At 38.8% G+C, this 21054-nt stretch carries 21 protein-coding genes; 9 read left to right on the top strand and 12 right to left on the bottom strand.

Annotation, left to right across the window (positions count from 1 at the left end; genetic code table 11):
- Positions 1 to 106: 106 nt before the first annotated feature.
- The 6 genes from NYE61_RS14725 to NYE61_RS14700 form a co-directional block, all read right to left on the bottom strand.
- A complete protein-coding gene (locus NYE61_RS14725; protein ID WP_303447038.1) occupies positions 107 to 1114 on the bottom strand; it encodes a tripartite tricarboxylate transporter substrate-binding protein in 1008 nt (335 codons plus the stop codon).
- Positions 1115 to 1181: 67 nt separating this feature from the next.
- Complete coding sequence (locus NYE61_RS14720; protein ID WP_303447039.1) at positions 1182 to 1802, bottom strand: RraA family protein; 621 nt, start codon at positions 1800 to 1802, stop codon at positions 1182 to 1184.
- On the bottom strand, positions 1799 to 2671 hold the full coding sequence (locus tag NYE61_RS14715) for a LysR family transcriptional regulator (RefSeq protein ID WP_303447040.1): 873 nt from the start codon (positions 2669 to 2671) through the stop codon (positions 1799 to 1801). The genes NYE61_RS14720 and NYE61_RS14715 overlap by 4 nt, the downstream gene beginning before the upstream one ends.
- 29 nt (positions 2672 to 2700) lie before the next feature.
- Entirely contained in the window at positions 2701 to 5397 is a 2697-nt protein-coding gene (gene acnA, locus NYE61_RS14710; protein WP_339315850.1) for an aconitate hydratase AcnA, read from the bottom strand.
- A gap of 158 nt (positions 5398 to 5555) precedes the next feature.
- Positions 5556 to 6428: a LysR family transcriptional regulator gene (locus tag NYE61_RS14705; protein WP_303447042.1), complete on the bottom strand. Its 873-nt coding sequence runs from the start codon at positions 6426 to 6428 to the stop codon at positions 5556 to 5558.
- Between the two features lie 172 nt (positions 6429 to 6600).
- Positions 6601 to 7461: a DUF421 domain-containing protein gene (locus NYE61_RS14700; protein WP_095310304.1), complete on the bottom strand. Its 861-nt coding sequence runs from the start codon at positions 7459 to 7461 to the stop codon at positions 6601 to 6603.
- 95 nt (positions 7462 to 7556) lie between these two features.
- Here NYE61_RS14700 and NYE61_RS14695 point away from each other — a divergent pair, with 95 nt between their 5' ends.
- A complete protein-coding gene (locus NYE61_RS14695) occupies positions 7557 to 7895 on the top strand; it encodes a DUF4363 family protein (RefSeq protein WP_251659910.1) in 339 nt (112 codons plus the stop codon).
- Positions 7896 to 8154: 259 nt separating this feature from the next.
- Entirely contained in the window at positions 8155 to 9252 is a 1098-nt protein-coding gene (cax, locus tag NYE61_RS14690) for a calcium/proton exchanger (protein ID WP_095310300.1), read from the top strand.
- A 108-nt stretch (positions 9253 to 9360) separates the two neighbouring features.
- Here cax and NYE61_RS14685 read toward each other — a convergent pair whose 3' ends face one another.
- The 3 genes from NYE61_RS14685 to NYE61_RS14675 are packed head-to-tail and all read right to left on the bottom strand — an operon-like array spanning position 9361 to position 12384.
- The gene (locus NYE61_RS14685; protein ID WP_303447044.1) at positions 9361 to 9876 is read right to left on the bottom strand and encodes a sigma factor; all 516 of its coding nucleotides are present in this window, start codon (positions 9874 to 9876) and stop codon (positions 9361 to 9363) included.
- Positions 9877 to 9901: 25 nt separating this feature from the next.
- The gene (locus NYE61_RS14680; protein ID WP_118888285.1) at positions 9902 to 11668 is read right to left on the bottom strand and encodes a HAMP domain-containing sensor histidine kinase; all 1767 of its coding nucleotides are present in this window, start codon (positions 11666 to 11668) and stop codon (positions 9902 to 9904) included.
- Positions 11665 to 12384, bottom strand: a complete 720-nt coding sequence (locus NYE61_RS14675) for a response regulator transcription factor (protein ID WP_251659905.1) — start codon at positions 12382 to 12384, stop codon at positions 11665 to 11667. Before NYE61_RS14675 ends, NYE61_RS14680 begins: the two co-directional genes overlap by 4 nt.
- Positions 12385 to 12536: 152 nt before the next feature.
- Here NYE61_RS14675 and NYE61_RS14670 point away from each other — a divergent pair, with 152 nt between their 5' ends.
- The 5 genes from NYE61_RS14670 to NYE61_RS14650 all read left to right on the top strand — a co-directional run bounded on the left by NYE61_RS14670 (position 12537) and on the right by NYE61_RS14650 (position 17476).
- Entirely contained in the window at positions 12537 to 13715 is a 1179-nt protein-coding gene (locus NYE61_RS14670; RefSeq protein ID WP_303447047.1) for a DUF418 domain-containing protein, read from the top strand.
- 337 nt (positions 13716 to 14052) lie between these two features.
- Positions 14053 to 15060, top strand: coding sequence for a TRAP transporter substrate-binding protein (locus tag NYE61_RS14665; protein ID WP_095310291.1), 1008 nt, complete (start codon positions 14053 to 14055; stop codon positions 15058 to 15060).
- A complete protein-coding gene (locus NYE61_RS14660; RefSeq protein ID WP_118888282.1) occupies positions 15053 to 15538 on the top strand; it encodes a TRAP transporter small permease in 486 nt (161 codons plus the stop codon). The genes NYE61_RS14665 and NYE61_RS14660 overlap by 8 nt, the downstream gene beginning before the upstream one ends.
- A complete protein-coding gene (locus NYE61_RS14655; RefSeq protein WP_118888281.1) occupies positions 15538 to 16833 on the top strand; it encodes a TRAP transporter large permease in 1296 nt (431 codons plus the stop codon). The genes NYE61_RS14660 and NYE61_RS14655 overlap by 1 nt, the downstream gene beginning before the upstream one ends.
- A 319-nt stretch (positions 16834 to 17152) precedes the next feature.
- Positions 17153 to 17476: a nucleoside triphosphate pyrophosphohydrolase gene (locus NYE61_RS14650; protein ID WP_095310284.1), complete on the top strand. Its 324-nt coding sequence runs from the start codon at positions 17153 to 17155 to the stop codon at positions 17474 to 17476.
- Between the two features lie 48 nt (positions 17477 to 17524).
- Here the strand turns inward: NYE61_RS14650 and NYE61_RS14645 are convergent, their stop codons facing one another.
- Positions 17525 to 18175, bottom strand: a complete 651-nt coding sequence (locus tag NYE61_RS14645; protein WP_303447050.1) for a YdeI/OmpD-associated family protein — start codon at positions 18173 to 18175, stop codon at positions 17525 to 17527.
- A gap of 194 nt (positions 18176 to 18369) precedes the next feature.
- Here NYE61_RS14645 and NYE61_RS14640 point away from each other — a divergent pair, with 194 nt between their 5' ends.
- On the top strand, positions 18370 to 18741 hold the full coding sequence (locus tag NYE61_RS14640; protein ID WP_118888279.1) for a VOC family protein: 372 nt from the start codon (positions 18370 to 18372) through the stop codon (positions 18739 to 18741).
- An 82-nt stretch (positions 18742 to 18823) separates the two neighbouring features.
- On the opposite strand, the gene NYE61_RS14635 is transcribed toward NYE61_RS14640, so the two are convergent.
- Positions 18824 to 19219, bottom strand: a complete 396-nt coding sequence (locus NYE61_RS14635; protein ID WP_095310280.1) for a VOC family protein — start codon at positions 19217 to 19219, stop codon at positions 18824 to 18826.
- A 226-nt stretch (positions 19220 to 19445) separates the two neighbouring features.
- Positions 19446 to 19832, bottom strand: a complete 387-nt coding sequence (locus tag NYE61_RS14630) for a PepSY domain-containing protein (protein ID WP_118888278.1) — start codon at positions 19830 to 19832, stop codon at positions 19446 to 19448.
- Positions 19833 to 20341: 509 nt separating this feature from the next.
- On the opposite strand from NYE61_RS14630, the gene NYE61_RS14625 reads away from it, so the two are divergent.
- Positions 20342 to 20992, top strand: a complete 651-nt coding sequence (locus NYE61_RS14625; RefSeq protein WP_303447052.1) for a FusB/FusC family EF-G-binding protein — start codon at positions 20342 to 20344, stop codon at positions 20990 to 20992.
- Positions 20993 to 21054: the final 62 nt, after the last annotated feature.

Genomic DNA, 21054 nt, shown 5'->3' with positions numbered 1-21054 from the left:
ACACTTTTTTTACCTCTAAACTTTGGAGTTCAAGTAATTCATAGTTATCCAGGCCAGGCAAATCACCATGAACTGGACAACCAGATTAAATTAGAATTTTTTCCATTTACTTTGCGAGTCCTAATTCTTCTAAAATCACCTTAAATTCTGCATGTTGTTCATCCAAGTACTGTTTCGTTTCCTCACTATCCATATACATTTCTCCCCAACCAAATCGGTTTCGAATATCGGCAAATGCATCCGATTCGCTCAATTCCTTAAATTTCTCTTCATAATATTCCTGTGCTTCCTTTGGCATATTTGGTGGTCCAAAGAAACCACGCCAGTTAATAATTGACGCATCGATATCTTGCTCAGCTACTGTAGGGAAATCCTCTAACGTCTCCCCTTCAAGCCTCTCTTCAGATGTCACGCCTAATACTTTCAGATTCCCAGCTTTCACCTGTTCCACCGTTTCTGCAACACCTGTTGAAAAAACATCCGCACTTCCATTTAAGACCTGTGTTAAACCAGCATTATCTTGAGCAGAAACGTATTTTATCTTTGTTATATCAACACCTGCAGCTTTTGCGACCATTGCAAATGCGATATGATCCATGCTCCCAGGTGATGAGGTTCCTACTACCGTAACACTTGATGGATCCGCTTTCATATCGTCGAATAATTCATTCAAATTATCCCATTTCGCATCAGCAGCTACTGCAAAGGCGGGATAATCTGCAATGATATTGGCGATTGGTGTAAATTCCTCATAACCATATTGAGATTGACCATTTAAAGGCACTAATAAAAATGGCGGAGAAGTAACAAACATATGGTATGGACTGCCATCTTGATCTGCCACATAAGCCCAGCCTACAGCACCACCGCCGCCCACTTTATTCACAACTCCCATGCTTTGTTCGATAATCCCTTCTTCAGCAAAAGCTTGTACTGCCATTCTTGCCGTTGTGTCATAACCTCCGCCAGCCCCAGCTGGAGCGACAATTTCAATAACTTCCTGTGGCTCCCACTCTCCATTTTCTGCACTGCTCACTTCCTGATCACTATTGCCACACGCTGCCATGAACAACAATAATGATACCCCGACAAGTAACCACACATAATTTTTCATGATACATTCCTCCCTTGTTTTCGAAAAATACGTTTCTACTATACTGTTAATAGAATGAAAATTCGGTCTACTTTCCCAAAATCCCATCAATGTGATTATAAATAGCCTCTATATCGCCTGCCACTCTCAATTCTCTTTCCTCATCCTTTCTCAGCTTCTTTTGTGCTTGTTCCAATACTTCGTTCTCCCTTTCCTTTGGCACGACAACAACACCGTCACGATCACCTACGATAATATCCCCTTGTCTGACAACTACACCGCCACAACTGATTGCTATGTTGGAATACCCTGCATCCGACTTACTGCCAGCGACGGTTGTTGTTCCCCGGCAGAACACAGGAAAATCCAACTCCAGAATTCCTTCCACATCCCGAACCACCCCATTGGTGACCACTCCTTTAATACCTAATGTTTTGGCCATTCCTAATATAAAATCCCCTGCAATTGCTTTTGACGTGTCGTCCTCAGCATCAACGACAAGTACATCCCCAGCATTCGCTTCTCTTATTGCCTTTAGGAATTCCTTGTTCTGTCCTTTTGGGATTTTTACCGTATGTGCTCTACCCGCAATCTTATATTGTTGAGCTAATGGTTTTATCGCAAAATCCATCGCATTTTGTCCTGCTAACCCATCCGAAACACAGGTGGATGGAAGCTTAGCAAACTCCTCTACATAATTCACTGTCATCTTACTACCCCTCTCGTTTTATTGTTATGTTTTTTTACGAAATCAACAAACTCCGAAACAATCTTTGTATCTAACAATGCTTCTGAATAATACATCCATGTATGAATATCCACCTGAGTTTGATGCCTATCAAAAAGATCAACGCGAAAGATATCCGTGTTCCCTTCCAGCATCGACGCAGGTAAAAGCGCATACCCCAAGCCTTTAATAACCATTTCTTTACATGCTTCCACACTGTCCACTACCATGCCAATGGTTGGGGCTATTTCATAATGGTCACTCCACCACGATTCAATCAGCGAATTGACAACTGTACCTGTTTGATAATCAATTCTAGGGTAATCAGGAAGTGCATGTAGATCAATCTCATTTCTTGAAAATAAACACATTGGATCTTTAAATAATAAATATTTACTTCCTGCCCATTCATAATCTCCTCGAATAAATCCAACATGAATGTTCTCCGTGTTGATGAGATGTGAGATCTCCTTCCCCCAGCCACTTCGAATATTAAATTCCACTTCCGGATAAGCCGATTGGAAGTCGCGCAAAATGGATGGGAGGTGATATTTAGCAAAATGATTTGTGACACCAATATTTAATTTGCCTTTCATATGTGCATTCATCTTTTCGGTATTCTCTTTAATCCGATTTAATCTGGCATCTATCTCTATTGCCTTTTGCGCCAAATACTCCCCCTCTTTTGTAAATACGATTCCTCTGCTTTTTCTTTTATAAATCGTAATAGTAAACTCCTTCTCGATCTTCTTAATTTTCTTTGTTAATGAAGGCTGGGATATAAAAAATTCCTCAGCTGTTCGTGTGATATTTTTATGTCGATATAACCCTTTAATGATTTTCCAATCCATATCATCCAAGGTAAATCCCTCACTTTCATTCAGATCGTTAATTTATCCGAATACGTCTGAACAATGCTTGGTAATATCCCACCATTATTGTAGTAGTCAACTTCTACGCGGTTATCTAAGCGAGCGGTGGTGTCGAAATAAAACAACTCACCAGTTTCGCGCACTGCCTTTACTTGAATGGTTTTACCTGGGTATAAATCTTCCAGCTGGTTACCGAAATAAAAGGTTTCCGTGCCTATTAGCTGTAATGTTTCTTTATTGGTTCCTTCCATAAATTGCAATGGCAGGACACCCATTCCAAGTAGGTTACTCCGATGAATCCGCTCAAAGCTTTCTGCAATTACCGTTTTCACCCCTAATAGCAATGCCCCCTTTGCAGCCCAGTCTCTGGAACTTCCTGTTCCATATTCTTTTCCTGCAACGACTGTAAGCGGCGTACCGTCTTGTTCATAACGTTTTGCAGCTTCATAAACCGTCATAACCTCATTTGTAGGAAAATACGTTGTATACCCACCTTCCATATCGGGTAAAAGCTGGTTGCGTATTCTTACATTGGCAAAGGCTCCTCTCTGCATTACTTCATAATTGCCGCGCCTTGATGGATAGGAATTAAATTTTCTAGGAGTCACCCCATGCTCCATTAAGTATGTTGCGGCTGGACCATCCGTTTTAATCCTGCCTGCAGGAGAGATGTGATCCGTTGTTATGGAATCACCAAGCATTAATAGAATTCTCGTTCTATCCAGGTTTGACTTCTGAATGACCGCCTGATTAAGAAATGGAGGTTTTCTAATATAAGTCGATTCTGGATCCCATTGGTAGATTTGCCCACTCGGTATCTCCAATTCATTCCAATCCTCGTTACGCGTGAAAATTTGATCGTAATTTTTCTTAAACATACTGGATTCTAATGACGCCTTACGAACTGCTTCAATCTCTTTTGATGTTGGCCAGATATCCTTTAAATACACGGGGCTATTGTTTGTATCATAGCCTAGTGGCTCGCCGTCAAATTCAATATCGACCGTTCCTGCTAATGCATATGCAACAACTAATGGCGGCGATGCAAGATAATTTGCCTTTACCTTCGGATGGATTCTTCCTTCAAAATTCCGGTTGCCAGACAATACGGATGCGACCGTTAAATTATTGTTGCTAACCACTTCATCAACGGCATCGAATAATTCCCCAGAGTTACCAATACATGTCGCGCATCCATAGCCTGCAATGTTAAACCCTAGTTGCTCTAGATAGGCAAGCAATCCAGACTTTTCCAAATATTCGGTAACAACCTTTGAGCCAGGTGTTAAGGATGCTTTCACATAGCTTGGTTTCACCAGATTTCTTTCAATAGCCTTTTTGGCAACTAATCCAGCTCCAATCATCACATTCGGATTCGATGTATTCGTACAGCTTGTGATTGCCGCAATAACAACACTCCCTGCCTTCACTACCTCGTCCTCTATCGCAGCTTCCTTTGCTACTTCATCCTCTATGAGCCCATATCCACCGGCAGTGACTGGTTTTCGTAAACTGTCTCGAAATCGTTGTTTTAATTCGGATAAATCAACTCGGTCCTGTGGTCGCTTCGGTCCAGCTAGAGATGTAACGACCAAGGAAAGGTCAAGTTCAATCGTATCGGAATAAGCAGGATAAGCTTCATGCTCCTCACGAAAAAGCCGCTGTTTTTGATAATACGTCTGAATGAGGTGTATATCTTCCTCACTGCGCCCTAGCATTCGTAAATAGTCTAATGTTTCATAATCAACCGGGAAGTAGGACATTGTTGCACCAGATTCAGGCGCCATATTGGAAATCGTTGAACGATCAAAAACCGTCAGTGATTTCACACCGTCACCATAAAACTCTACAATTTTTCCAATTACATTTTTCTCCCGCAGCATATTCGTTACAGTAAGAGCAAGATCTGTCGCTGTTGTTCCCTCTGATAATGAGCCGGTTAGCTTAAAACCAATAACTTCCGGACTAATAAAGTACAGGGGATCACCGAGCATCGCTGCTTCCGCCTCGATTCCCCCAACCCCGTAGCCAACAATACCAAGACCGTTAATCATCGTTGTATGGGAATCTGCACCAACAAGTGAATCTGGAAAAATATGAATCTCGTTACCTATCTCTTCCACAACCGCAACTTTAGTCAAATACTCCATGTTGATCTGATGCATAATTCCTGACGAAGGCGGAAACACACGGAATTTATCAAAATTGGACTGGGCCCATTTGAGAAACTGAAATCTTTCTCTATTTCTTTCAAACTCACGCCTCTCATTCATCCTTCTCGCATTCTCAGACCCTGCAAAATCAACCATAACAGAATGGTCTACAACTAAATCTACTGGAATCTTCGGGTTAACCTTGCTTACATCTTCCCCTAATTCAGCAACAGCATCTCTTAATAAAGCAAGATCCACAATCACAGGAATACCTGTAGTGTCGTGCAATAACACTCGATAAGGTTTGAATGGCATTTCCTTTTTTGAACTTTTGTCGCTAGCCCAGTTTGCTAAATGGTACACATGATCTTCCGTTATTTTCTTACCATCCATATTTCGCAGGGCTGCTTCCAAGAAAACTTTAATCGTATAAGGCAATTGGGAAAAATCCTGGCCGATTTCCTTTTCCAGCTTATGTAATGCATAGTAATAATAGCTAGTTCCATTCAACGTAAAGCTATCTTTTGTATTGGAAAGCTGCTGATTATTCATCGAACATACCCCTTTATGATTTCTTTCATTTGATTATCATTAGTTTAATGTAAACGTAATCATAAATGAAGTATCGATTTTTTATAAATATGCATAAAGAAAAGGCATAACACGAATACGTATAAATACAATGCAGCAGATTCGATCCAAAAAGAGATTTAAATCGATTCCTGAAAATCTACTTCATTGATAAACTCCACAAACGCCCTTACGATATTCAATTCAAACGACTCCTCTTTGTAAAGCATCCAAGAAGAGCGACCAATCGGGGCATCATTTTTATCAATCAAGTCTACTTTATAAAGATCAGGAATATCCTGCACTACCAGCTTTGGCAAAATAGCGTATCCCAACCCTTGCTTCAGCATTTCTCTGCATATATCGGTTTGTCCAACAACCATATGAATATGGGCTCCTGCCGTATAATTTTCCATCCACCACGTATCAATCAATTCTTTTAGCTTATAATCGGTTTTATATTCAATCCGAGGCAGGTTTGGGAGATCTTCTAAACGAATTTCATCCATCGATGCGATACATACTGGTTCCTCAAATAGTAAATGTTTGATCCCCTTCCACGCATAATCCCCTCTGACAAAACTAATATGGACATCTCCTTCCTGCATCATTTTGAAGACATCGCGACTAAACCCACTCGTGACATTAAATTGGACAAGTGGATGCTTTTCCTTGAATTGCTGTAAGAGTTCTGGAAGCTTATACCTTGTCATAAAATTTGCAACACCAAGCTTTAACGTACCAACAATTGGTTCCCGCATACTCGATAAAACGTTCTTCACTTCTTCTACTTGTTTCAAGTATTCGATTCCTTGCTCTGCTAGATACTCTCCCTGCGGTGTTAACTGCGCCCCGCGATTCATTCGGTAGATAATATTGACGTTTAATTCCTTTTCCATTTTTTTAATTCTTACTGTTACTGCTGGCTGAGTCATAAATAATTTCTTTGCGGCGTTTGAAATATTCCCCTCCGTTTTGATCATCGATAGAATATTCCAGTCTTTTTGATTCAAGTAGTTTCCCTCCCCTTTTGCCTTTTAGATAATTTTACCGTATTCTGACATTATTAAAAACATCCTAGAATTTATCACAGCTAAAGACTTATACGCCAACAGTATATAGAACGGAGAAACCAGTACTAGTCCCGCTATGTATCGTGCACCTGCCTTCTATAAACAGTCCCTCCTACTTCAAATAAGGCAAAATCGTATCCAAGGTTTTTTTTAGCTCTGATGCCTGTTGAGCGTATAGCTTCTTCGCTTCAGGATTATCTGTTTCCAGAGAAAAGCTCTCCAAATCTGCCTGGATCTTTTTGAGCGTTGCAGCCACAAGCGGCCTCTCTTCTACAACAGGTCTTCTATATTGATCCTCATATAAATCCACATACATATTGCCCCGCGAATCTATTTGAGCTAAAAAGACATCCTTAATACTTTTGGCTCCTTGCTTCTGTACTTCTCCTTCTAACCATTCCTTTGAATAGCCAAGATTCTCCAAGCTCTTTTTTAATATCTTTCCATCCATTATCAAGATGGTGGGACCATGCTCCTTTTCCAGTGGAATTCCTAGTATTTGGGGTGTAACTGGCTGTTGGTTTGTTTTCAACAATACACTTAGCTGACCATTTGTTTCAAAAACTGCCATCTCTACATCTGATACTTTAAAAGTGCCTTTTTCTCTTAATAGCAATAATAATTCATTGACTGTTAGCAAATTCTTTTTTAAATTCTTATGCAATATCTCCCCGTTCTGTATTAAAATAGTTGCTTTACCGTCTGTAATATTAGAAAAGATTATTGATTTCATACCAACATAGGCTAAAATAATTGGAAATAACCCCCAAATCGTTAAGGACACTAGTCCGTTCACAATTTTAACGTTTTGATCAATTGACAGGGTTGCAGCTATTGAACCAATCGTTATTCCAACACAATAATCAAAAAAAGTAAGCTGTGAAATTTGCTTCTTTCCCATAACCCTAGTCATTAGTAATAATAAAAAGAAAGCAACTATTGACCGAATAAGAATCAAGACGACCTCAGGCATGATCCAATCTCCCGCCTTTCTAAAATTCAAATATATATTCGTATTATGGGCAATCTATGTATAACCATTCATCAAATACGGAGGGGCAATTAGGTATGAAAAAGATAAAAATCCTATTAGCATCTTTAGCTATTCTGCTAGCTGGCTGCACCAATCAAGTCGGAGGAGATTATTTCTTTAACCACATTGATCAGATTGAACAGGAAATAGACCAATCAAATTGGGACAAGATTGCGGTCCAAACAGATGAGTTAAAAAAGATGTACAAAAAAAATAGATGGAAAATACAGCTGCTAGGTGATGAAGGTGAGTATGAGGAACTGCATATAAGCATCAACATTCTAATCGCTGCAGTTCTGGAAGAAGATTCAACAAGCGCTAGACTTGAGCTCGCTACAGTCAGATCAATTCTAGAGGATATTTATTCTTTGTAGATAGTGCCAGTATTTTACCAAGAAAGCCCGATGGTTGATATTGTAAAAGCTGTAATATATCAGATTCCCTATAGCGTAAAAACAGGTCAAACACTGTCACTAGTCCTAAGCTAAGGTATTAAAATCCATTTGGGTTCTCTCTTCTTCTTGCTATAAATATCATCCTCCTTATCCCCCTTATTCATTATCATTCAAAGCCATACACTATCTCCGTTTTCCCTAAAACCTTTTCAGAAATAAATTCCAATAAATACGGGTAATCTATAATTATCTAAATAAAGAAACGGAGGTCTTCAACATAAATAAATTATTTGCGATTTTCGTTGTCCTTGGAATACCACTTTCTATCATTGGCTCGATCTTTCATTGGTCTGCCATCATGATGTTTATCATTTATTGTTTGACAATTGTTGCCTTAGCTGGCTTTATCGGCCGTGCCACCGAGAGCCTGGCAATTGTTTTAGGGCCAAGAGCTGGTGGTCTGCTAAATGCAACCTTTGGAAATGCAGTTGAACTTATTATTTCTATTTTCGCATTAAAAGCCGGGCTTATTGGAATTGTGCTCGCTTCGTTAACAGGCTCTGTATTAGGTAACTTACTGCTTGTCGGTGGGCTATCTTTCTTTGTTGGTGGTCTGAAATATAAACGGCAATCCTTTAATATCTACGAAGCACGTCATAATGCAGGGCTGTTAATCTTTGCCGTCATTGTCGCCTTTGTAATTCCTGAGGTGTTTACACATACGATGAATGAGCAAGACACAATGGTTTTAAGTGTTGGGATTTCCATTATTTTAATCGTCCTCTATTTGGCGGCATTGTTATTTAAATTTGTCACCCACCGCGGGGTTTACCAAGCAGATGAAACACAAAGTGAAGTCGTTCATGAGGAAGAACCAGAATGGGGGAAAACAAAAGCAATCGTAATTCTGGCACTTGCAACTGTTGCCGTTGCTTATGTTTCGGAACATTTAGTGTCCACATTTGATATCGTCGGAGCGACATTTGGCTGGTCCGAATTATTTATTGGGATTATTATTGTCGCGATTGTTGGAAATGCTGCAGAGCATGCCTCAGCAATTATCATGGCGTATAAAAATAAAATGGATGTTGCGGTCGAAATTGCCGTTGGCTCCACCCTCCAAGTCGCCATGTTTGTTTTGCCGATTCTTGTTTTGCTATCCCTGTTCTTTCCGACGCCCATGCCACTCGTTTTCACATGGCCGGAATTAATCAGTATGGTGACAGCTGTGTTATTAATGATTACGTTATCCAATGACGGGGATTCCAATTGGTTTGATGGACTTGCTTTACTTGCAGCGTATGTGATTATGGGATTTGGGTTTTACTTTATTTAAGGAATTCAATTTATTTAACAGGCAAAACGTACAAAAGGCCGTACCCCTCATTTAGCTAGGGTTACGAGCCTTTTTCTCGAAAACTTCACACTTTAACTTCAACAATCTCTACCCAATACGAAATAATACGTTCTCTTTTTCAGTAGAATCCATACTCTTTAATGCTTCGCTCAGCTTCTCTCTCGCCTGATAAATAGAGGTACGCACTTCGGATTTAGTAGTATGGAGAACTTCACTAATCTCCTGGTCAGATAAGTGATACCAAGTCTCTAGAATGACAGCCACCCGTTTGTTAAAAGGAACGTGCTGCAGTAAGGGGAGAATACCTTTAGCAGAATTCACTTCGCCCATACTAAAGCCTTCCATAAATTGTTCTTGTGTTAGACAAACCATTGATTGATATAACCATATTGAAAATTTTTTATCCTCAGTAAAATAATCATCCATGTGAGCATAAACGTACAGAAATGTCTCATTGGCAATCTCTTCCGCTTTCTCCTCGTTGCCCATCAACAAGATACAGAGATTATAAACCGATTGCTGGTAGTGCTGAACAAGCTTTTCAAACGCTTTAACATTTCCTTTCCTTACCCGCTTTATGATATGTTTTCCAATCTCCTTCAATCTTCTCCCCTCGCTTTCTTTTTTACTATGAAACTGCCCTCTTGTCTGGTACTTCTACCTGGGAAAATACCACCGTTACAATAGTTCCTGTATTTTCTTCAGATTCCACAAGGATTGAACCTTGATGCAGCTTTGCAATTTGCAATGCAATGCTCATACCAAGACCAGTACCTTCCATACTCTCTTCTGTATTCGTTCCACGATAGTACCGACTAAATAAATTCTCCTTCGTCTCCTCATCCATACCTAGACCATTATCAATCACCCTAATTTTAAGCTCTTGATTATTTGCTGTTTCATCTACGCGAATTACGACGGAGGTTCCTGGCGGGTTATGCTTCATCGCATTATAAATTAAGTTATCGATCATTCGCTCAAACAATCGTTCATTCATTTGTACAACTCGATTCGATTTCAATGGCTTAAACGAAATGGAATATTCCTGGAACGTGATGTCATTGGTAAATTTTCTTATTACCTTCTCCAAAAACGAATTAATCTCCACCGTTTGGAGTGAAACAAGTGCAGCATTATTCTTCAGTTGGAAGCTAAGGGTAAAGTCTTCAATCAGCTTTACCATATAATCACTTTTTTCATAGATTGTTTTTCCAATATCCTTTAGCTCTTGCTGGGACCACTCGTATTCTCCACTTTCTAATAATCTCCCATATCCTTCCATTGTCGTAAGTGGGGTACGCAGGTCATGGGAAATGCCTGCCATCCATTCCTCTCTCGTCTTTTCCAATTGCTCGCGTTCTTTTTTCGAAGCATCAAGCTTTTGTGCCATATCATAAAAGGCATAGAAGACTTCTCGATACAACCTGTAACGCCACTTGATCTTTCCATTTTTCCTAAAAATATGCTTCTTCTCACGCTCTGTTAAAACCTCATCATATTGGCCATTTCCCATTCTGCCTAGCCAGTTCGCAAAAACCAATAATGGATTCCCATATCTGAAACCATTCCAAATGGAAATTACAATTGTAATAAGCAGTACAATTGCTGCCGTAATAAGCAGACCGATTAATGTTGCTTGATACGTTTTTAGATTGATTTCTCCTTTATGCACATTTGGTGTATACAGAACCCATAAATCACCTGTCTCGGTATCACGATATGTCTGCTGCTTGGTCGAATACATATCTGGAGATATACCTCGTTTAAAAGCATCTAACGGTAATTCCTCTTCACGTTCTGCTTCCCCAAGCGATATTCTCTGTTCCCCATTACTCCCATAAATCTCAAGGGTTCCTTCGACCTCTAATAACTTTTCATTTACTGCAGCAGTGTCCTGCTTGGCGATCGTCCCATTATCGTTATATGTCTCAACAAGTTCATCCAGTGAGATGCCTGATTCCGGTTCATGCCCCAAAACAAATAAATAATCCGTCTCATAAAACGTCTCCAAATAAAAGGTTAGCTCATACCCCTTATAGGATTCGTTTTCTTTCATGAGCAGTAAATCATGCATACTATAATGATCCGGGAAATCATTCGGTACATTTCCAGCATCAATTACGTCGCCTTGTTTATTAATGATCTGCACCCAAATATCTTCATCAAGCCCTTCACTCCACCCCTCACGCATTTCCAAGTCTCGAAATGATTCACCAGCATCCAGCATGGAAATTTCTTCAAGCATTGTATAATAATAATTATGTCCAGCTTGATCCTCTGTCATCAATCCAATGGTAAGTACTAATGTAATTGCAACAACAATTACCATTAAAATGGCAATCGAAATAAATTGAATGGAAAAATGCATAAACAGACGTCTTCTAAGCTTTTTCATCTAACATGTTCCTTCACTAGCTTGTATCCTAATCCTCGAACCGTTGTTAAATAGGTTGGCTTACTTGGATTTTCTTCAATTCTCTCTCTGATTCTTCTAATATGTACAGACACTGTATTTTCATCGACATAGTGGTCGAACCCCCATACTGCATCGAGTAGTGCTGACTTTGAAAAAACTCGATTCGGATGTTTACAAAGGTAAAGTAATAGCAAATATACCTGTGTCGGGCAGGACACAACTTTTTCATTCACGATTAGCTCCCCTGCTTGTTCATCCAGTACAAAGCGACCAAAATCATACCGCTTGGTTGGCATTGTATTTTTTTCTGCCTTTGGATGAGATTCAGTTCTTCTAAGATGCGCCTTGATTCTTGCTGCTACCTCCAATGGATTAAATGGCTTTGTTACATAGTCGTCTCCACCCGTTGCAAAACCGGTAAGGACATCCAAGTCAGAAACTCGTGCCGTCAGAAAGAGAATATACGCGCTCGTTAGCTCTCTCATTTTTGGACTGAGATCAAATCCACTGCCATCTGGAAGCATCACGTCCAAAATAATAATGTCAATAGGATGCTCCGCAACAAAGGATAATGCTTCCTTTCCTGTAAAAGCGGTATATATATGTTCAAATCCTTCTTTTCTTAACATTAACTCCAACATTTTTACGATGGCTTTTTCATCATCCACAATTAAAATATGTGTCTCATTTCCCATATTTTCCACCTCAACGACATTCTACCACGGAAAGTTTACGATTAGTTGAACAATATTAAGGAATACGTTATAAATTGTTAAGATTCTGTTCAATTACGGGATATTTAAGACTGATACCTTAAATGTATAACGAACAGAGAGGAAGTACGTGCATGAAACGAAGAATAAGTACAATTGATGGATTAAGAGGTTTTAGTTTACTCGGAATTCTGATCGCGAATATGCTGATTTTCCAATATGGGATATTTGGCAAGGATAGTCCTGAGCATTTTCAACTATCTTCACCCGATACGGTAGCCTATGTGTGGACAAAGATTTTTATAGAAGGAAGCTTCCTGCCTATTTTCATGTTTTTATTTGGCTATTCCTTGATTAAGCTAAAAGAAAAGCTAGAAAGAAATCAGTTAAAAGTAAAAAGACATCTCGTACGACGGTTTCTCCTATTCTTTGCGTTTGGGCTGTTCCATTCCATTTTCATTTGGGAAGGAGATATCCTGCTGGCGTATAGTTTGATCGGCTTTTTAATGCTACTTTTTATAAATCGGAAAAAGAAAACCTTGCTCGTTTGGGCGATTGTGCTATTCGTCTTAACCTCTCTCATGGGATTCGGTGAGATTGAACAAACGGAAAAAGACATACAACTCATGGAATCTTATATCCTGGAGGAAACGGAGGTTTATTCAAGCGATCGTTATGCCGATGCACTCGCATTTCGACAAAGCGGAGAATTGCCTTTTGATTTACCGGAATTCTTTTATGTGCTAATGCTTGTTCTCACTCCCCTTTTAATTGCGCCACTTACGTTACTTGGAATGTACGCCGCAAAGCGCAATTGGTTTACGAATCCAAAACAGGAGAGAAAATGGTATATTCGAGGTGCAATGGGGTTTGGAATAACAGGTTTATTGCTCAAGAGCTCCCATTATATTATCCATGATCCTAGTTGGACGGAAGGTGCTTACAGTATCGGGGCAATCTTCTTAGCGCTTGGTTATATTTTCGGCTTTGCGATTCTTTATACAAAGGAAGCAGGGAAATTCCTGTCCTCCTTTGAAAAAGTCGGGCAATTATCTCTTACAAATTACCTAACACAAAGTATTATCTGTACAGCTATTTTTTATGGATATGGACTAGGGCTCTTTGCGAAGATGGGAGTTTTCCTGGGCATTCTGTTAGCCTTCGTTATTTTCGTTTTGCAAATTGTTTTCAGCCAGCTTTACATGAAATGCTTTAGAACGGGACCGTTTGAGAAGATCATGCGGATTGGCAGTTATTTTTCTTTGAAGGGGCAGGTGAAGCAAAAGAGTAAGAGGAAAGAAAGCGCAGCCTAAGAAAATTAGATTGAATAATTAAAGACTTGGAATATCCAAGTCTTTTTTTGTCTAACCAATCCATTAAAAAGACGCACGCAGATATCTCCTGCTAGGAATAAATTTTCATCATTATCTCCTAAGGAGACATGGTTGAATTATTTCGAATATACAAGTATCATGGTTGTATAGTTTGTTTGGTTGTCAAACTATTAGCGAACATCACGACATTGGTAATTTAACCTACTAGATGTAAGCGCTAAACTATAAATGTTATCGCTTTCGTAATTTCAACCAAAAAAAGCGTGAGAAAACCGTTCATTAGAACACACAACACGAAAAAATCCAGGGAGGGTATATGGTGAAGAAATCTGTCATTACGTTATTTACAGTATTACTATTGTTTATACTTGCAGGATGTCAAGGTGATTCTGATCAAACTAAAGCTATTGAACTGAAACTAGCGCATAACTTACCGCTTGAACACCCCGTCCATTTATCACTAGCAGAATTTGCGAGACTTGTAGAAGAAAAATCCAGCGAGGAAATAAAGGTAAAAATTTACCCAAATGCGCAATTAGGCAGTGAACGAGAAGTAATTGAATTAACACAAACCGGTGCGGTTGATTTAGCGAAAGTGAGCGCAAGTCAATTAGAAGGGTTTGAATCCGATTATTCGATTTTTAGCCTTCCATATATCTTTGAAGATTACGAAACCTATGAAAAAGTCATGAATAATGAAAAAGTAACAGATAAATTGTATAACCAAACAGAAGATATAGGCTTTATCGCGTTAACTTATTATAATGCAGGACAAAGACACCTTTATACGAAAGATAGAGAAGTACATGATGTGAACGACATGAGAGGTCTGAAAGTGCGGGTACAACCCAGTCAAACGAGCGTTCAAATGATTAATGCTTTTGGCGGGATCCCAACAGCAATGGATTATGGTGAAGTGTATACCGCTATACAATCTGGTGTTATCGATGCAGCTGAAAATAATGAAACCGCATTAGTAGGAAACAACCATGGTGAGGTTGCAAAATACTTTATGTATACTGGCCACCAAATTGTACCTGACATGTTTATCATGAATGCAACTAAATTTAATCAATTATCCGATGACCATCAACAGGTTATTAAAGAAGCTGCTCAGGAATCCACGCTATATCATGAAGATGTATGGGCAAAAACCATTGAAGAACAAACAGAGATAGCAAAGGATGAAATGGGTGTTAATTTTATTGAAGTGGATAAAACCCCATTTATCGATGCTGTGCAACCGCTTCACGAACAGTTTGCTAAGGACGAAAAGACAAAGGAAATTTACCAATTAATACAGGAGGCGAAACAAGATGAATAAAGCAAAAAAATGGGTCGACAAGCTCTTACTAAGCCTCTCCTCTCTGTTAATCATTGCCATGGTTGTGCTTTCGATTTGGCAAGTGGTAGCAAGGTATGTACTCAGCATTCCTTCCCCAGCTACCGAGGAAATAACGAGATTTATGCTTATCTGGTTTGGACTATTAGCTGCTTCCTATGTATTTGGAGCTAAAAAACATATTGCTATTCTCTTCTTTAGAGAAAAATTTGCTGCTAAAACGCAAATCTCTATCGAAAGAATAACGGACACACTAGTTATATTGGTTGCATCTATCCTTATGGTTTATGGTGGAATTAAAGTCGTCATGCTTACTATTGCCCAAACTGCTCCGGCAACGGGGATTTCAATGGCATTTGTTTACATGTCGTTACCATTAAGTGGCTTATTTATCATCTTTTACACGATCCATGGTATGTTAACCAATAAAATCAAGGAGAATCAGGAGGTGGGAGTATAATGATGGCGATTGCAGGTACGATTCTTTTTATAAGTTTTATTCTTTTATTATTAGTTGGAGCTCCCATCGCAATTGCGATTATATTAAGTTCTGTCATCACTTTTTTCACTGTGCTGCCTTTTGACGTCGCATTAATGACATCTGCCCAACGAATGATTACTGGAATTGATAACTTTACAATGCTGGCAATCCCTCTATTTGTATTAGCTGGGATTATTATGAATAACGGTGGGATTGCATTTCGTCTCGTGAACTTTGCTAAAGTATTAGTAGGTAAGTTGCCTGGATCTTTAGCACATACGAATGCTGTTGGGAATATGCTATTCGGCTCCATCGCTGGTTCTAGTGTGGCAGCCGCAGCGGCAATGGGACGGATTATGGGTCCAATGCAAGAAAAGCAAGGATACAAGAAGACATACTCAGCAGCTGTTAATATCGCATCCGCTCCAACAGGGTTGATTATTCCACCAAGCTCTGTCGTAATTGTTTATTCACTCGTCAGTGGCGGAACTTCAGTTGCTGCATTATTTATGGCTGGGTACATCCCAGGTATTCTATGGGGTATAGCAGTTATGATTGTTGCCTATTTCATGGCAAAAAAAGAAAATTACCCTGTTTCTACATTACCTAGCATTAAAGATATTTTATATATAATTGGTAGCGCTATCCCTAGTCTCTTTTTAATTGTCATTGTAATTGGTGGTATAGTTGCCGGAATATTCACCGCTACAGAAGGCGCAGCAGTTGCCGTTCTCTATTCCACGATACTAGCAATTATTTATAAGGGGCTGAAATGGAGGGATATCCCAGCTATACTAAAGGAAACCATTGAAATAACGGGGATGATTCTTTTCCTTATTACGTCATCTGCTTTATTCTCACTTGTCATGTCGTATTTAGGCTTACCAGAGGCTATTAGTAACGCATTATTATCCATAACAGAAAATCAAATTGGGATTCTCTTAATTATGATTCTAATTCTGCTTTTAGTAGGGACCTTTATGGATATTACGCCAGCAGTACTGATCTTTACTCCTATCTTTTTGCCGGTTGCAGAAACGTTCGGAATGGATCCTGTTCATTTTGGAATGATTCTATGCTTCGCCCTTTGTATTGGTAATATGACACCACCTGTTGGCAGTGCCTTATTTGTTGGAGCATCTGTAGCGAACGTAAGAATTGAACAAGTTATTGGAACATTAATTCCATACTTTGTGGCTGTCATTATCGTATTGTTACTTGTAACCTTTATTCCGCAGCTTTCCCTGTTCTTACCAAATCTATTTAATTTATAGCAGAGTCAGTTGGGTATAGATTGTTCCAAGCTGTAATATATGAAGGGGGCAGGGTCCGTTTACCTGTCCCCATTTCTTGTTCATGGACACCCTCCCTCTAGTTATCCCCTTTCCATACTGGCAAACTTCTATAATTATCTTAAATTCACCCTAAAGTTTTGTAATTAAAATGAAAGGGAATGCAATAATTAATGAATCTAGCAGTGATTTACAATTCCTCAAAACGTACAGTTGAAATTGATCAATTTCCAGTATGCAGAGCGACGTGTTAAGGGAAAGTCCCCAGGTAAAAATATTAAACTAACAAAGGAGTGCTCACATGCCAACATACAACAAACTAGTTCGAGACCGAATCCCTGAAATCTTAAAAAACGCTGGCAAGGACCTAAAAACAGAAACACTAAATCATGATCGTTATATTCTTGAACTCAAGAAAAAATTAAGTGAGGAAGTAGGAGAATATCAGAGTGCTTCAACGAAGGAAGAAGAGTTGGAAGAACTGGCGGATATTTTGGAATTAGTCCATTCCCTTCTAGGTATACACGGAGCTTCTTTTGATGAATTAGAACAAATCCGGGCTGATAAAGCAGCTAAACGTGGAGGCTTTGATGAAAAAACCTTTCTAATTGAGGCTGATGATTAGAATAATGGCCAAATGGACAGCGGGGACAGATCCACTGTCCCCCTATTCCTAATTCTTTTTCAATCGAAATAAATCAATCGACTTATACCCTTGAGATAAGATATCAACCATTTGCGCTTGGCGTTTATCCCGTGTTTTCTGTTGCTTCGCAGAAAAGATATAGCGAGCCCAATCTTTTTGATAACCCGGGGTTAACCCCTTGTAAAACTGGAGTTCATTTGGATAATCTCCTAAAATTCTTTCTATGTCTTTCACATTATCCTTATAATCTGCTACACACTGACTTGCAGCAGAAGTCTTTTTAGTGCTCTTTTTGTCTCGTTTTAACCCTACAACAGTAAACACATCATCCATACTTACCATCCGAGAAAATTTCAAATCGCTGTTTTCCGCATATCCATCTTCGTCCACTTTCAAAGCAGGAAAGATTTCATCCCGATGCACAAAGCTTTCATAGCGCTTATTTCCCTTTTTCGGATACGCAAAAAACAAGTAGCCTTTTTCGAGTAATTGCTCTTCTTTAATGATACATCGTGTATGCTCTACCATCTCGTCAATTGTTTCTACAAAGACAAAAATCGCATCATGTTCTCCAGCCAATGTCGTTTTGTATCCATCAAAAATAGCATAATCGTCCGGCTCGCCAAGAACAGCCATGTTTACGTATTTATTTAAATTTAACTTGTTGATAATTGTCATCAAGATACCCACTCTTTCATTTAAGAATCAGCTATTAGAAGTATAACACGTCCATATAAAGATTTTAAGGATCCCCCCTGGTACGTTTTCTCTCGTAATTTGGTAAATCTTGTTTGTTTCAAATCAATCACTTATACTAAAATTATCAAAAGGTTTCGTCTATGTATTTAAGGAACAAAAGAGGAGGAAAAAGTATGAAGCTAGGCGCATTTTCTGTAAGTTTAACGGTTAAAGACATTCAAGTATCAAAATCCTTTTACGAGAATCTTGGATTTAAAACACTCGGTGGGGATATTACACAAAATTGGCTTATTATGAAAAATGGAGATTGCGTAATCGGACTTTTTCAGGGCATGTTTGAGAAGAATATTTTAACCTTTAATCCTGGTTGGGATCAAAATGCAAAAAATCTCGATTCATTTACAGATGTCCGAGAGCTTCAGAAGCAGCTTAAGGAAAAAGGGATAAAATTGACAACCGAAGCCGACGAGGCAAGTGAAGGGCCTGCACATTTCACCATTGAAGATCCAGACGGAAATCAGATCCTTGTAGATCAACATCGATAGAAATACAGTAAATAAAAAAGCCTTTTGCCCAGTATCATTACATACAAAGCAAAAGGCTTACTAGGGTTATTACGAATAGATGCTACTTGGCATTCTCATCTGGTTGATGGATTCCAAATATATTTCCCTCCGTATCATGATAGTAGCCTTGCCATGCCATACCGGGAAGGGCATGCTTTGGCCTTGCTACCTTGCCTCCATTATTAATAATTTTCGTATCCGTTGAATCATAATCTTCAACACCCATTGTACAAGCATAAGCATTCAAAGCCTGGTTGATTTCTGGCGAAGCACTTTGACGCTGCATCAAAGCTCCATTAATACCAAGTTCATTATCATCGCCAGTCACTGCTCCGAAGTAAGGCATCCCAGCATAGTCACTCCAATCTTCAAATGTCCATCCGAATACCTCACCATAAAACTTCTTCGCTCTTTCCATATCATCCACATGAATTTCGAAATGAATTAATCTCCCCATAGCAGCCTCCATTTTTCGTATTTGGTTTTCTTCTATCAAACTGTACGCACTAGAATTGGTGCCTCTCATTATTATTATAATGAACGCAGGAGATTATTCAACCAATATAAAAGATTATGAATATTATTTTCTTGTAAATTTTAAATTTAATGTATGTATTGGCACATCAAGAAGCCCTCTACCACATAGAGGACTTCTGAAAAGCTTTAATTTTTAGCGCTGCAACTTAATCATCATCATGTTCATTATCGTCATCTTCTTCGTCGTCTCCATCGCCGTTGTCATCATCGTCACGATCATCTTCGTCTTCACTCTCAACAGCAATTACATCTCCTGTTTCTGCATCAATTAAGATCTCATATTCATTTCCATCTCTTGCATCTACTTCCACTTCATAGAAAAGGTAGCCATCCTCATCTTCCAATTCAACTTCTTCTACCGTTCCAGGTACTCTTGTTAATGCAATCTCTTTACTTTCCTCTACCGTTATATTGACTTCCTGCAATTCCTCATAGCGATCATCCGAATCAGCCGACACAGTCATACCAGTTGCTGCAGTTCCAATCATTACAACAGCGATTGATGGAATAGCATGCTTCTTCCACTTTTTCATTTTGAATACCTCCTCGTTTTATTTTGTTACACTCCTATCCTAATCTATGAATGTAAAGAGAGTTTGAATTATCGATGTTAATCCAATTAAAAGTTATTACAGTTGTTTTAATCATTGAATTACTAGTGTGAGTGGACTTATTTTCTATTAATACAGCTGTATATAGGCTTAAGGCAGGAATTCAGACTGAAGAAGTATTTCAATATGATAACGGGTTATAAATCGAGTAATATATTTCCTTGTCTTGCGCTCAATTTGTAAATGTCAGCTATATATCATATTACAAATGAAGTTAAGCTTTCTTCTTATTCAACAAATTTCGAAAAGATGCTATACTAATAATAGTTTTCTTTCCAAGGAGGCATCAAAATGGACGCATTCTTTTGTAATGCTTACTCTAGACCACAACCTTTACAGGTCAAAGAGGTCTAGGAAACGATGATAAATAATGAATGATCTCTTTAGGCCTATACCTATATATAAAGCCTACTACAATGGAGTGATTTCAAATGGAAAAACAAACAATTCAGCCGTTTTTAACAGTCGTAAACTATCATTTTATCGAGCAGCAAATGCATAAAATTCTACAAGCACTTGCAACAACGAAAGATAAAGATGTCATCTCTGCTGTTCGTGATATTGTTGATGGTGATATTACAGCAACATTAATGCTTTCTGAGGCAGAAGAACAGCTAATCAGGCAGGTTTCCAATGTGACTAGTCGTGAACAAGGTGAAGCTTATTTAGAGCAATTAAAACCTTACGTCGTCCCTTTTAAAGCTGTCACTGCAAATGCAGTGAAAAGCCTATTTAAAAAGGAAAAAAAGCTAAAGTTGCCAAAGCTTGAAGAAATAGATTTCCAGCAGGTTTGTTACTTGGCTTGGAATGATCTGGGGACTCACCGAAGATATGTCATTATTGAACAAGATGATCAACTTAAAGCGATTAAGGGGACTTTCTCTACCAATACAATTAAAGGGGTATGTTCCATTTGTAACCGTCTATCCGATGTTAATCTATTTACTACATCTGTAAAAGGACGAGTCGCTGGTACGTTCAAAAATCATAGTAATTATATTTGTGCGGATAGCCAAGAATGTAATCAGCATGTAACGGATGTGGAAAAAATGCAAGCATTTTTTGAGCGTATGACGCAATAAAATAAATACCCGCTTATTAATAAGCGCAAAAAAGTGGATTTGAAGATGTCAAATCCACTTTT

Source organism: Oceanobacillus sp. FSL W7-1304 (assembly GCF_037969805.1).
GTDB classification, from domain to species: Bacteria; Bacillota; Bacilli; order Bacillales; family Amphibacillaceae; genus Oceanobacillus; species Oceanobacillus profundus.
The sequence above is the reverse complement of the archived record's forward strand: the minus strand, read 5'-3'. Positions and strand labels throughout refer to the sequence as shown.

Excerpts from the sequence above, each read along its gene's own strand:
- NYE61_RS14635 (WP_095310280.1), bottom strand. The coding sequence starts at position 19,219 with ATGGGGAGATTAATTCATTTCGAAATTCATGTGGATGATATGGAAAGA.
- NYE61_RS14650 (WP_095310284.1), top strand. The coding sequence starts at position 17,153 with ATGCCAACATACAACAAACTAGTTCGAGACCGAATCCCTGAAATCTTA.
- NYE61_RS14645 (WP_303447050.1), bottom strand. The coding sequence starts at position 18,175 with ATGACAATTATCAACAAGTTAAATTTAAATAAATACGTAAACATGGCT.
- NYE61_RS14680 (WP_118888285.1), bottom strand. The coding sequence starts at position 11,668 with ATGAAAAAGCTTAGAAGACGTCTGTTTATGCATTTTTCCATTCAATTT.
- NYE61_RS14725 (WP_303447038.1), bottom strand. The coding sequence starts at position 1,114 with ATGAAAAATTATGTGTGGTTACTTGTCGGGGTATCATTATTGTTGTTC.
- NYE61_RS14720 (WP_303447039.1), bottom strand. The coding sequence starts at position 1,802 with ATGACAGTGAATTATGTAGAGGAGTTTGCTAAGCTTCCATCCACCTGT.
- NYE61_RS14640 (WP_118888279.1), top strand. The coding sequence starts at position 18,370 with ATGAAGCTAGGCGCATTTTCTGTAAGTTTAACGGTTAAAGACATTCAA.
- NYE61_RS14695 (WP_251659910.1), top strand. The coding sequence starts at position 7,557 with ATGAAAAAGATAAAAATCCTATTAGCATCTTTAGCTATTCTGCTAGCT.
- NYE61_RS14670 (WP_303447047.1), top strand. The coding sequence starts at position 12,537 with ATGAAACGAAGAATAAGTACAATTGATGGATTAAGAGGTTTTAGTTTA.
- NYE61_RS14675 (WP_251659905.1), bottom strand. The coding sequence starts at position 12,384 with ATGGGAAATGAGACACATATTTTAATTGTGGATGATGAAAAAGCCATC.
- NYE61_RS14665 (WP_095310291.1), top strand. The coding sequence starts at position 14,053 with ATGGTGAAGAAATCTGTCATTACGTTATTTACAGTATTACTATTGTTT.
- NYE61_RS14630 (WP_118888278.1), bottom strand. The coding sequence starts at position 19,832 with ATGAAAAAGTGGAAGAAGCATGCTATTCCATCAATCGCTGTTGTAATG.
- NYE61_RS14700 (WP_095310304.1), bottom strand. The coding sequence starts at position 7,461 with ATGCCTGAGGTCGTCTTGATTCTTATTCGGTCAATAGTTGCTTTCTTT.
- NYE61_RS14715 (WP_303447040.1), bottom strand. The coding sequence starts at position 2,671 with ATGGATTGGAAAATCATTAAAGGGTTATATCGACATAAAAATATCACA.
- NYE61_RS14625 (WP_303447052.1), top strand. The coding sequence starts at position 20,342 with ATGGAAAAACAAACAATTCAGCCGTTTTTAACAGTCGTAAACTATCAT.
- NYE61_RS14660 (WP_118888282.1), top strand. The coding sequence starts at position 15,053 with ATGAATAAAGCAAAAAAATGGGTCGACAAGCTCTTACTAAGCCTCTCC.
- NYE61_RS14655 (WP_118888281.1), top strand. The coding sequence starts at position 15,538 with ATGATGGCGATTGCAGGTACGATTCTTTTTATAAGTTTTATTCTTTTA.
- acnA (WP_339315850.1), bottom strand. The coding sequence starts at position 5,397 with ATGAATAATCAGCAGCTTTCCAATACAAAAGATAGCTTTACGTTGAAT.